At 48.8% G+C, this 12,693-nt stretch carries 10 protein-coding genes; 9 read left to right on the forward strand and 1 reads right to left on the reverse strand.

What is annotated here, in order from left to right:
* The 7 genes from IT291_00935 to IT291_00965 form a co-directional block, all read left to right on the forward strand.
* Positions 1-357: aspartate carbamoyltransferase (locus tag IT291_00935; protein ID MCC6219785.1), on the forward strand; the 357-nt coding region annotated here is incomplete at its 5' end.
* Between the two features lie 4 nt (positions 358-361).
* Complete coding sequence (locus IT291_00940; protein MCC6219786.1) at positions 362-1,669, forward strand: dihydroorotase; 1,308 nt, start codon at positions 362-364, stop codon at positions 1,667-1,669.
* A 5-nt stretch (positions 1,670-1,674) separates the two neighbouring features.
* Positions 1,675-2,823, forward strand: coding sequence for a glutamine-hydrolyzing carbamoyl-phosphate synthase small subunit (gene carA, locus IT291_00945; protein MCC6219787.1), 1,149 nt, complete (start codon positions 1,675-1,677; stop codon positions 2,821-2,823).
* A 1-nt stretch (position 2,824) separates the two neighbouring features.
* Entirely contained in the window at positions 2,825-6,088 is a 3,264-nt protein-coding gene (carB, locus tag IT291_00950) for a carbamoyl-phosphate synthase large subunit (GenBank protein ID MCC6219788.1), read from the forward strand.
* 31 nt (positions 6,089-6,119) lie between these two features.
* Positions 6,120-6,602: a transcription elongation factor GreA gene (greA, locus tag IT291_00955; GenBank protein MCC6219789.1), complete on the forward strand. Its 483-nt coding sequence runs from the start codon at positions 6,120-6,122 to the stop codon at positions 6,600-6,602.
* Between the two features lie 14 nt (positions 6,603-6,616).
* Positions 6,617-8,164, forward strand: a complete 1,548-nt coding sequence (gene glpK / locus IT291_00960) for a glycerol kinase GlpK (GenBank protein MCC6219790.1) — start codon at positions 6,617-6,619, stop codon at positions 8,162-8,164.
* 2 nt (positions 8,165-8,166) lie between these two features.
* Entirely contained in the window at positions 8,167-9,546 is a 1,380-nt protein-coding gene (locus IT291_00965) for an aldehyde dehydrogenase family protein (GenBank protein MCC6219791.1), read from the forward strand.
* Between the two features lie 128 nt (positions 9,547-9,674).
* Here IT291_00965 and IT291_00970 read toward each other — a convergent pair whose 3' ends face one another.
* On the reverse strand, positions 9,675-10,067 hold the full coding sequence (locus tag IT291_00970) for a hypothetical protein (GenBank protein MCC6219792.1): 393 nt from the start codon (positions 10,065-10,067) through the stop codon (positions 9,675-9,677).
* Between the two features lie 575 nt (positions 10,068-10,642).
* Here IT291_00970 and IT291_00975 point away from each other — a divergent pair.
* Both IT291_00975 and nusA read left to right on the forward strand, forming a co-directional pair.
* Entirely contained in the window at positions 10,643-11,188 is a 546-nt protein-coding gene (locus IT291_00975; protein MCC6219793.1) for a hypothetical protein, read from the forward strand.
* 12 nt (positions 11,189-11,200) lie between these two features.
* Positions 11,201-12,676, forward strand: coding sequence for a transcription termination/antitermination protein NusA (nusA, locus tag IT291_00980; protein MCC6219794.1), 1,476 nt, complete (start codon positions 11,201-11,203; stop codon positions 12,674-12,676).
* Positions 12,677-12,693: the final 17 nt, after the last annotated feature.

Raw genomic sequence — 12,693 nt, forward strand, 5'->3', positions numbered from 1 at the left:
GTTTACTATGAGCAGTCAAAAGCACTTCATGGAGCGGACGTAGTGATGTCGCTTCGCATGAAAGAGGAATACCTTCACGAGGCGTTTATTCCCACCAAAGAGGAATATGCCAGGCGCTATTCTGTGAAAACCGAATTATTGGATAAATACGCGCCAAATGCCATAGTTCTAGCACCTGGGCCATTTATAAGAGGTGTGGAAATTGAGTCCAAGGTTCTAGATAGCACGCGATCTAGAGTAAATCAGCAAGTTGCTAATGGCGTGGCTGTGAGAATGGCTGTGCTGTTTTTGCTTTGTCAAAGGCAAAAGACTGCTGAAGTTTCTCGCGGCGAAGAGGAGTTTAGATATAATGCCTAATGCTATGACGAAAAAGACTATTATTAAGGGCGGAAGAGTTATAGATCCTAAAAACGGACTGGATGGCGAGTTCGATATTTTGCTGGAAGACGGTAAAATTATTGGGCTGGAGAGGCCGGGAGTTTTAGGTGGCATTGGTGCTGTAGAAAATCTCGTAGATGCTAGCGGCTTAATCGTCGTTCCGGGTTTGATAGATATTCACGTGCATTTGCGCGAGCCTGGGTACGAGTGGAAAGAGACTATAGAGAGCGGCACGCATGCTGCTGTTTGCGGCGGCTTTAGCGCAGTGTGTTGTATGCCGAACACTTCTCCTGTCTGCGATAGGGCGCAAATTGTCGCGTTTATTTTGGAAAAAGCGCGAAATGCAGGTTTCTCGCGCGTGTATCCAATCGGTGCAATTACGCAAGAGCAAAAGGGTGAAAGCTTGGCTCCTATGCTGGAGCTACGGGAAGCCGGTTCAGTGGCATTTTCAGACGATGGGCGTCCCGTATCTAGTCCAGCCGTAATGCGCAAAGCTTTGGAGTATAGCTTGATGTGTGATGCTGTCCTCGCTTGTCATGAGGAGGAGCGAAGTTTATCGGAGGGCTTTGCAATGAACGAGTCGGCCATAAGCCTTAAACTCGGCTTGCCTGGAATGCCCACGGCCGCAGAGGACATCATGATTGCTAGGGATATTGAGCTAGCACGGCTTACGGGTGCTCGGGTGCATTTTTGCCACGTCAGCACTGCTAGGGCGGTCACTCTTATCGAGCGGGCAAAAAATGACGGTGTGAGAGTCTCCGCCGAAGTGTCGCCTCACCACTTTTCGCTTACTGAGGAGAGTGTGGCGAATTTTGATACTGCCTATAAAATGAGTCCGCCGCTTAGAAGTGCTGAAGATGTTGCCGCATTGCTAGATGGACTAAGTAGGGGGGTAATCGATTGCATAGCAAGCGACCATGCTCCGCATGAAAGGGATTCTAAAAATGTAGAGTTTGCAAAAGCTTCCATGGGCATAATTGGATTGCAGACGACACTTCCGCTAACACTTAAAAAAGTTAAAGAGGGAAAGCTGACTTTAGCTCGCGCCATCGAGGCTTTGACGAGCGCACCCGCGGCCTGCTTGGGGTTACCTGGCGGGAGTCTCAAGGTTGGCTCGGATGCTGATGTCACGATTGTTGATCTCGATAAGGAAGTTGTTTTTGACCAATCTATAAATCGCTCTAAGTGCAGTAACTCGCCATTTTTAAATTGTCTTTTGCGCGGAGTACCGGTGAAGACTTTTGTGGGAGGGCGAGAGGTGTTTTCGTTTGAGAAGGAGTTTAAGAAGTAAGAACTATGCGAGATAAAGTAAGTTCAAGTGTTCCGGCGCATTTGGCCCTAGCCGATGGAACTGTGTTTAAGGGTAGAGCTATAGGACAGATTGGCGAGGCTACGGGAGAAGTAGTGTTTAACACCTCCATGTATGGCTATCAGGAAATAATTACGGATCCCTCATATGTAAATCAAATGGTCACATTTACTTATCCTCATATTGGGAATGTGGGAGTAAATGCCGAAGATGTTGAGTCGGCCAGGGTGCAGGTAGCTGGAATTATAGTCCATGAGCTTTCAGCTTGCTACTCGAATTTTAGGGCTCAGGGTTCGCTTGAAGAATATCTAAAAGCTAACGGCGTAGTGGGGATTGCTGGGATAGATACGCGTTCTCTCGTGCTGCACATTCGCAATGTTGGAGCGCAGATGGGAGTAATAGCTAGCGGTGAACACAATCCCGATGAGCTAGTAGATCGCGCTCGCGCGCTTCCAAGTCTAGAGGGACTCAATTTGGCTGAGCGCGTAAGTGCCTCGGCTGCCTATGATTGGACTCAAGGTACTTGGGTTCTCGGTAGAGGATATAAGCAGCATACTACTAGTGAGCTAAGTAAGCGTCCCTTGGTAGTAGTTTTGGATTACGGGGTAAAGTACAATATTCTTAGGCTGCTCATAGATAGTGGTTTTCGCGTTCGCGTTTTGCCTGTAGATTCGTTGGCGAAGGACGTTCTAGCTCTCTCACCGGATGGAGTTTTTTTGTCGAATGGCCCAGGCGATCCGGCGGCCGTGGTTGCGGCCATAGAGTGCGTTAGGGAACTTCTCGGCAAGAAGCCGATTTTTGGCATATGTTTGGGGCATCAGATTTTGGGGCTTGCTCTTGGGTTAAAGACTTATAAGCTAAAATTTGGCCACCGCGGTGGCAATCATCCGGTGCGCAATAAGATAACCGGTTTAGTGGAGATTACTTCGCAAAACCACGGATTTGCTTGCGTTCCGGACGACAAGCTGGCTTCAGTGAAGGTAAGCCACGTCAACTTAAACGACCAAACGGTCGAAGGCTTGAGTGTTGCCGATGCCCGTGCTTTTTCGGTTCAATATCACCCCGAAGCCTCGCCCGGACCGCGCGATTCGCGTTATTTGTTTGCTCAGTTTAGAAAAATGGTAGAGGTATTTTAAAATGCCAAAGCGCACAGATATTACTTCAATTCTCATCATTGGTTCTGGGCCTATAGTAATAGGGCAAGCTTGCGAGTTTGACTATTCTGGCACTCAGGCCGTTAAAGCTTTAAAGGAAGAGGGTTATAGGGTCATACTCGTAAATTCCAACCCCGCTACAATAATGACTGATCCAAACTTGGCTGACAGGACTTATATAGAGCCAATAACCCGCGAATTTGTTTCCCAAATAATACGCAAAGAGCGTCCCGATGCTTTGCTTCCCACTATTGGAGGGCAGACTGCACTAAATGTTACGTTGGAGCTCGAAGAATCGGGAATATTCGAGGAGTGCGGAGTAAAGCTCATTGGGGCTAGTGCGGAAGCTATTAAGACGGCTGAGGATCGAGAGCGTTTTAAGGAGGCTGTTACGCGTTGTGGCTTAAGTAGCGCAAAGAGTTTTATTTGCCGCGATTTAGAAACTGCCAGGCGCGCGGCGGCAGAACTCGGCTACCCGTTAATCATTAGACCCTCGCGCACCTTGGGAGGAGCGGGTAGTGGAACTGTTTTTTGCGAGGAGGAGTTAGAAGAGAAACTGCGTTTGGGCTTTAGCTTGAGTCCTATTGGAGAACTCTTACTGGAGGAGTCGCTCATTGGCTGGAAGGAGATGGAGCTAGAGATCATGCGCGATTGTGCTGGAAATGCCGTGGTAATTTGCGGCATCGAAAATATCGATCCCATGGGAGTTCATACGGGAGACTCGATTACCGTGGCACCTATACAGACCCTTACCGATAAGGAGTACCAGCAGCTTAGAGATGGTGCTATCCGCCTGATGAATGAAATTGGAGTAGATACAGGCGGTTCTAATGTTCAATTTGCGATGTGTCCACGAACGGGGCGAGCAATAGTGATAGAGCTAAATCCGCGAGTCTCGCGCAGTTCGGCCTTGGCATCTAAGGCGACTGGTTTTCCCATAGCAAAGATTGCGGCGAAACTGGCTGTGGGTTACACGCTCGACGAGTTGCCAAATGACATTACCGAAAAGACCCCGGCTTGTTTTGAGCCGAGCATAGATTACGTGGTCGTTAAAATTCCGCGCTTTGATTTTGAGAAATTTAAGACGACAAATCCCATTCTTGGCACGCAGATGAAGTCAGTGGGCGAGGTGATGGCCATTGGGCGAATTTTTCCAGAAGCCCTACAAAAAGCCTGTCGATCGCTAGAGGTCGGCAGAACAGGGCTTTTAGGGGGTGAGGAAAGCGCGGAAGGGGATTTAGAAGTTTTGCTAGCAAAAATTGAAACGCTTAATCCTCGGCGCATATTTCAAATTGCGCGAGCTATGGAGCTCGGTGCGTCGCTAGAGGAATTAGCCAGAAAGTCGAACTACGATATGTGGTTTCTTTTCGAGATGCAGCGAATTGTGAAGGCTGAAAAAAGCCTGCTTGAGTTAGGTGAGAATGCGCTAAGTAGTAGAGAAGTGTTGCGCGAGCTAAAGCGCCTTGGGACAAGTGACAGGAGAATTGCAAAATTGTGTGGGGTTTCGGAGATCGATGTTGCTAGTCGCCGACGAGAGCTTAGTCTGCGGCCCGTTTTTAAGACAGTCGACACGTGCGCGGCCGAATTTGCATCGCATACGCCGTATCTATATTCTACGTATGATAGCACGGAGGAGGGAGAGGTATCCTCGGCCAAGAAGGTGGTCATATTGGGTGGTGGACCCAATAGAATTGGGCAGGGTATAGAGTTTGACTACTGCTGTGTACATGCCGCCATGGCGCTAAGGGGCATAAATATCGAGACGATAATGTTGAATTGCAATCCGGAAACCGTTTCTACCGATTACGATACTTCTGACAGACTGTATTTCGAGCCCTTGGAGTTAGAGGATGTAATGGAGGTGGTGCATAGAGAGAGGCCGTGGGGAGTAATCGTTCAGTACGGCGGCCAAACGCCACTAAGGCTAGCAAATGCCTTGAAGGATTGCGGAGTCCCAATTATTGGCACTAGTCCAGAGGCTATAGAGCTTACGGAGGACAGGGAGAAATTTAAGCGGATTCTTGCCGAGCTAAATTTGTTGCAGGCAGAGAATAGGACGGTTAGCAGGCCGGATCAGGCCTGTCAGGCAGCTAAGGAAATCGGGTATCCAATAGTTGTAAGGCCAAGCTTTGTTTTGGGCGGGCGCGCAATGGCTATCGTATATACGGAGGACGAGCTTAAGACTTATATTGAGGAGAGTGTAATGGTGTCTAATGAGAGGCCGGTGTTAATAGACCGCTTTTTAGATAACGCCATTGAAATTGACGTCGATGCCGTTTGTGACGGGAAGCTGGTAGTAATTGCAGGAATTATGGAGCATGTGGAACGGGCTGGTATACATTCTGGAGATAGTTCATTCATGCTGCCCGCCCAAACGCTTACGGATTCGGTGCTAGCTGAAGTGGAGCGAGCCTCGAAAATCCTCGCCCGGGCGTGTGGTGTAGTGGGCTTGATGAATGTGCAGTTTGCAGTATGCGGTGGCAAGGATGTATACGTAATTGAGGTTAACCCCAGAGCATCTAGGAGTGTGCCATTTGTCTCAAAGGTCACGGGCATTCCATGGGCAAAGGTAGCTGCGAGAGTTATGGCGGGGGAAACTTTGCGGCAGTTACATGACAGTGCCGAGTATGGAGATATTCTTCGCTTTGAAAATTATGCCTTAGCTATTAGCGATCTAAATTATGTAGCGGTAAAGGAATCGGTGTTTCCATTCATTAAATTTCATGGAGTCGATGCCCTGTTGGGGCCAGAAATGCGCTCTACTGGTGAGGTGATGGGGATTGATAGGACTTTTGCAGGTGGTTTTTATAGGGCGCAGGTGGCTGCTGGCGCTACGCTTCCATTGAAAGGAACTGTGTTTTTAAGTTTAAGGGATGAAGATAAGGACGAGTCTTTAGATTATACGCGAAAGCTAAAGAGTATGGGCTTTAAGCTAGTCGCGACTAGTGGGACCGCGCAGTTTCTCCGCAAACACGATATAGAGGTAGAATCCATCAATAAAGTTCGCGAGGGTTCGCCACATATCGTAGATGCTCTTCTTGCGGGGGAGGTAGACTTGGTCATCAATACGCCGGAAGGAAGTGGGCCACTGCTCGATTCTCGCACGATACGCACTACCGCGTCTGATCTTAGATTGCCGCTCTTTACGACAGTGGCGGCGGCTCGTGCGGCAGTGGAGGCAATCGAGCAGATGAGTCTCGGAGATAGACTAGATGTGCTCTCTCTGCAGAGATATCTGGCGCAATGAGTTGAGTAGTGGATTAGATGGAGTAAGGCTAATGAGTGAACGAACGCCCATGACCCTTAAGGGGCATAAAGTGTTAAGCGAGGAATTGCAGAGACTAAAATATGTCGAGAGACCTAAGGCGTCTAAAGCCATTGAGGTAGCTCGGGAGCACGGCGACTTATCCGAAAATGCCGAGTACGATGCGGCAAAGCAGGCGCAAGGGCTTTTGGAGGCAAAAATTCGCGATTTGGAGTCCAAGCTAGGTACGGCGCAAGTAGTCGATGTTTCTACGCTTTCAGGAGATAGGGTGGTTTTCGGCGCAACTGTAAAGATTTGTTGCTTGGACGATGACGAGCGGCGTGAGATTTACATCGTAGGCGAGGACGAAGCGAATGCTGCGTTAGGGTTTTTATCTTACAAATCACCTCTCGCGCGGGCTCTTATTGGAAAGCAAGAGGGCGATGTCGTGCAAGTTAAATTGCCCTCTGGGGAGAAAGATTACGAAATTTTAGCGGTTAGCTTTGCAGAAAAATAGTTGGGGCTAGTGTTTTGGCTGGCGTAGCTAAATATATTCTGGCTTTGGATCAAGGGACTACGTCTTCGCGCTCCATTTTGTACGATTTAAGTGGTTGTGAACTTGCGGTAGCTAACAAGCCTATATCGGTGAACTTCCCCAGCGACGGATGGGTCGAGCAGGAGGCATGCGAGATCTGGGAGGCACAGCTTGCTACGATGAGAGAGGTGTGTAGCGGAGTAGAGCCTGCAAGCATTGCAGCTATTGGAATTGCGAACCAGCGCGAGACTTTAATTTGCTGGGATCCATTAGACGGCAAGGTGTTGGCGCCTGCCATTGTTTGGCAATGTAGGCGTTCGTCTGAAATTTGCTCTCGGCTTCGCAGGGCTGGCCTGCAAGACGAGATTGGAAGCATTTCGGGCTTGGTATTAGATCCCTATTTTTCCGCGAGCAAGATTCTTTGGCTTCAAGAAAATGTCGATGGATTAAGAGAAAGGATGCAGCTTGGCCGAGCTGTTTTTGGAACGGTTGATAGCTGGCTCGTGTACAATTTGACTAAAAGTAAGACCTCGGCTCCGGCATTGGTTACTGAATCCTCGAATGCCTCTCGCACCATGCTTTTTTCGCTCAAAAAGACTGATTGGGATGACAAGCTTTTAGAAATATTTTCGCTTTATAGGCATAACTTGCCACGGATTGTTGCTTCTTTTGGCATATTTGGAAGGACTTCCATACTCGGTGGTGGAAGTGAAATCCCCATTTGTGGGGTTTTAGGCGATCAGCAAGCGTCGTTGCTTGGACATGGGTGCATAGCGTCGGGTAGCGGAAAGTGCACGTTCGGCACTGGTGCCTTTATGCTGGTTAATACTGGCAGAGAGATCGTCACTTCTAATGAGGGTTTGCTAAGCTCGGTTGCCTGGCAGATGCGAGGTGAAGTGGGTAGAGCTGCTGTCGAAAAGGGGGATTGCTCTTATGTAGTGGAGGGCAGCGTATTTATGGCCGGTGCGCTCATCGGGTGGCTAAGAGACGGCATTGGGCTCATTAGTAGTTCGGCTGAGAGCGAGTTAAAGGCCTCGCAAGTAAACGACAGTTCTGGTGTAGTTGTAGTGCCGGCCTTTGTTGGATTAGGGGCGCCTTATTGGGACGATAGTGCGCGCGGAATAATTGTTGGGCTTAATAGGAATGTGACTGCTAACCACATCGTTCGTGCATGCCTAGAGGGCGTTGCTCACCAGGTGGCTGATTTACTTGAGTGCAGCGGTTTAAGTGAGCTACGCGAGCTAAATATAGACGGTGGCATGAGCGCTAACGAAGTGTTTTGTCAGATTTTAGCGGATATATCTCAAAGAGAGGTAGTTGTTTCATCTAGCGCAGAGCTAACGGCTTTAGGTGCCGCGCGGGCTGCTGCCTTTGGAGCTGGAGAATTTAATTCTTTGGAGCACGCAGTGGAGAGCATGCTAGCGAGCGGCAGCGGTTCTGCAAAGCCATTAAGGAGATTTGCGGCAAGAAAAGCGGAATCCCAAGTGGCAGTCGCGCGCAGACGTTGGAAGTCTGCGGTTGAGCGGTCGAGAGATTGGAGTTAGTCGTGAGCTCGATTTATAGAACCATAAATCCAATTACGGGCGAGTTAGTTAGAGAGTTTGCGTTTTGCTCCGGTCATGAGGTCGAGGCTGCGCTAAATGCAGCGTGCGAGGCTTTCTTGCTGCTGCGCCGGGCAAGCTTTTCGGAGCGAGCTCAGTTATTTTTGGAATTAGCAAGGCGCCTTGAGATGGAGGCAAATACTTGTGCTCGCCTAATGGCTATAGAGATGGGTAAACCCATTGCTCAAGGCGAGGCGGAGGTAAGAAAGTGTGCCGCTACTTGCCGCTATTTTGCAGAGCACGGCGAGGCCTTGTTGGCTGGGGAGGAGGTAGTTAGGCTTGACGGGAATATGGCGCAAGTTAGGTTTGAGCCGCTTGGCCCAGTATTAGCTATCATGCCGTGGAATTATCCGTTTTGGCAGGTGTTTCGCTGTGCGGTTCCTGCGATAATGGCCGGCAACGTGGTTTTGTTAAAGCATGCTCCCAATACTCCTCAGTGCGCCCTAGCAATTGAGGGGTTGTTTGATTCTAGTGGTTTTTCAAGAGGCACTTTTCGTTCGCTCTTTCTTAGCAATGAGCAGGTGGAAAAGGTTATATCCGATAGGCGTTTGGCAGGGGTTTCTTTTACTGGGAGCGTAGAGACTGGAAAACTTGTCGGTAGCATTGCTGCTCGCAATTTGAAGAAGATAGTGTTAGAGCTTGGCGGAAGTGATCCGTTTATAGTGCTTAAAGATGCTGATATTGCGGCTGCTGCTAGTGCTGGTGCGCGGTCTCGCTGTGCGAATGCCGGTCAGCTGTGTTGTGCAGCAAAGCGATTTATCGTAGATGCAGGTATTTTTAGACCTTTTGTTGATCACTTTTTGCAGGAAATGGAGTCCCAAGTGCTCGGCGATCCGCTGGATCCAGAAGTTACCATGGGTCCTTTAGCGCGAGCGGATTTAAAATCTCAGTTGCAGCGCCAAGTAGAAAGGCTTGTCAATTTAGGGGCCACGGTGATTTCAAAAGAGGGTCTTTCACTGCCACCTAAAGGCTTTTTCTTTGCACCTCTAGTGCTCAGTTCGGCGTCCACGCAACTATCGCTTTTTCAAGAAGAACTTTTTGGGCCAGTAGCGCACATAGTTTCCTTTGAGGAGGAAAACGAAGCTATTTCCATTGCAAATGACACTAACTTTGGTTTGGCAGCAAGTATTTGGACTAAGGACGTAGAGCACGGAAAAGCTTTGGCTCGTCTAGTCGATGCTGGCAACATAGTAATCAACGGAATAATCCACTCCGACCCCAGCACGCCCTTCGGGGGAGTTAAGGATTCTGGTTTTGGGCGGGAGTTGGGAAGAGAGGGGATGCGGGAGTTTGTAAATATCAAGGCGGTTTGGGTGGATCGTTAGGGCTTTCTTTAAAAAAAACTTTGGTCGAGTAAACACGGTGTGAAACTCCCCGGGTTTATTCGACCGTGTCGTCGTCGTAAACTGGCAGGCGCCCTCGGAGCCTGCCAGTTGGCAACTATGTTTTTAAGCTATGCCTTGTCGCAGCTACCACCGCCGCAGTTATGCCCGCATGGCATCCCTTTATCGCCTTTCCAGTTCTTTCTCATTTCCTCGAATTGAGTTTTTTGCTTGTCGTTTAGAACTGATTGAACCTTCTTAACCTTCTCGTCGTGTTTTGCTTGCCGGCAATCCCTTCTCTCGGAAAACTTATTTAGGGAATTGCATCGCTTGTTATCTTTTTTCATTTGCGAAAAAATTTCGGCAATTTGGTTAGCCTGGTCATCCGTGAGCTCGAGCTTGGCCTGAAGCCGCTCTATTTTCTGGTCGACCCACTTGCCATTTCGCTCAGCCAGCACAGGCGTGCTGAGAACCATTACCGCGCATACGGCAAAAACTGATTTTGCTATGTAGCTTCTCTTCATTTGTATTTCTCCCAGTTAACAATAATTACACTGCATGACGTTAGACGAATGACATTCAACAATAATAATTAAATAGCTTTTTTTCATGTGCCCTTGCAATTCAAGGCCATACCGTTTCCAAGAAGTAAGTTAAATATTTTACTTTTTGGAAACGGTATTTGTTGTTTATTGGCAAGTGCTTACGCACTTGCTGTTTATACCATTTAAAAAAATCTTTTTTGTAAATGGCATATGGCAAATTGACGTTCATTTTTTTTCTCAAGACCCAGCGTAGGTCCAAAACGATAATAAATACGGGGACTTAGTCACTTCGAGACATTGCTTGCCTTTATGGTTGAAGCCTTTTAGCTAAACTGCTATAATCAAAAAGTTTTTTCGAGCGTGTTAATTTTTCTCCAGTTTTCCCGGCGCCAAGGCGCAAGTTCTCTTAGCAAGTAGGCTGCATTATAGCTGTTTTATCTGCGCTCGGGTGGTTCTAACTTCACTACATGTGGACTTGTTTGAACTCGCTGATGTGGGTGGCGCGGCGTTCTCGGGAGTAGTGTTTTTTGACTGTTGGGATGAGTTGATAGTTTATGGCGTTTGTCGATGTCAATAGCGAACTTTGGCGCGAGCTCGCTTCTCTCGCGGAAGATGATGGCGTTACGCTTTATGACGCTGCCTTGCAGGGCAATAGTAGTGTGATTATCTACGTATGCAAGAGCGGTGGCGATGGAAAGATCGCAGGCGGCGTTAGCAGCGGAGATTGCTCAAAGTTATGCAAGAGATTGATTACTTTTTTTGCTGTAGAGGCTAGTAGGTTTGGGTTGAGCGAGGAGATGCGCATAGAAGTGTCGTCTTCAGGCATTAATCGCAATTTGCGCTTACAGCGTCATTTTATGGGCGCCGTGGGAGAAAGAGTTCGCCTAACACTTTACGGGGCGGAAACTAGTGATGACGGCAAAAAGGTGGCTAACCGAGGAGCTAGAACTATTCGCGGAACATTGAAGGCCGCGGATGAGCTAAACATTACCGTAGAAGAGGAAGGAAAGGACGCAACAGGGGCTGTCGTCCCATATGCGAGCATTAAGAGCGCAAGAATAGATTTTAATTTTGAGAATTGTAACGGGTTGAGGAAATAATTGCGTATGGCTATAAAGTTTGATCTAGAACAGATCGTAAATCAGGTTGGTCGAGACAAGGGCATTAGCACTAGCGTGCTAGTATCGGCCTTGGAGTCTGCGGTGCTTAGTGCGGCAAAGAAGCATTTTGGCCACAATCTGAATCTAGAGGCTAGCTATAATTCCGATCTGGGAGAAATCGAGGTTCTAGAGTTCAAGACGGTGGTGGAGAAAGTTGACAATCCGCTTACTCAGATGAGCTGGGAAGACGCTAGGCGCGATTACGATCCCGATTGCGAGTTAGGTGACGAGATCGGCTGCAAAATCGATTCCTCAGAATTAGGCCGAATAGCGGCGCAGACGGCCAAACAGGTCATCTTTCAAAAACTTCGCGATGCCGAACGCGATGTCATCTATAGCGAGTACCGCGACCGCAAGGGCGAGATAGTAAACGGCATTGTGCAGAGATTTGAGCGCGGAAATATTATTGTTAACCTCGGCAAGACCGATGCCCTGTTGCCGGCGCGTGAGCAGATTCAGCGCGAAAGATATCGACAGGGCGATCGCATCCGTGCAATGATTCTCGACATCGCTCCGGTAAGTCGCGGACCGCAAATCGTCCTTACTCGAAGCCATCCGGAGTTTATGCGAAAGCTGTTTGAAATTGAGGTTCCCGAAATATCCGAGGGCATTGTGGAGATTAAGAGCGTTGCCCGCGAACCAGGAGAGCGCGCGAAAATCGCCGTATATTCTAACGATACAAATGTGGATCCAGTCGGGGCTTGTGTTGGGATAAAGGGCTCCAGGGTGCAGGCAGTGGTGTCTGAGTTAAGAGGTGAACGCATCGACATCGTTACCTGGACACCGGATGCTCCGAGTTTTGTCGCTAGAGGGCTTTCACCTGCGGAAGTTGTGCGCGTTATCGTCGACGAGGAGGAGCACGCGATGGAGGTCGTTGTAGCAGACGATCAGCTGTCGTTAGCAATAGGACGCCAGGGACAAAACGTTAAGCTGGCCTCAAAGCTAACGGGCTGGAGGATTGATGTGCGCAGCGAGTCAGTTGCCGAGGAAGAGTCGAAGCGAGCACGAGAGGCGCTTCAATCGATTCCCGCAATTGGTTTTGGCGAAGCAGAGCTTTTGTATCAACAGGGATATCGAACTATTCAGGAGGTGAGCAATGCGTCTGTGGAAGATCTCACCTCCATCGAGGGAATTGACGAGCTAAGAGCCAGAGACATCATCGGAGGAGCGGCTAGATTGCTGGATGAGGAAAAGGTTAACGGCAGCGGCCCTAAGTCTACTGACGAGTCGGTTGCTACGGATATAGATCAGCTGGTATTGCCGGAGGGATTCCGAGAGGTGCTAGTTAAAAACAACTTTGTGACAATTCAGAGCCTTGCTTCCATAAGTCCACAGGACTTATCTCGCGCTACTGGCTTGCAGGAAGATCAGGCGGCAGTAGTCTGTAAGGCGACGGAGTCGTTTTTGAAATTTCAACAGAGGGTGTAGGTCGAGAGCTAAGGGGG

Source organism: Deltaproteobacteria bacterium, from assembly GCA_020845775.1.
Classification (GTDB): domain Bacteria; phylum Bdellovibrionota_C; class UBA2361; order SZUA-149; family JADLFC01; genus JADLFC01.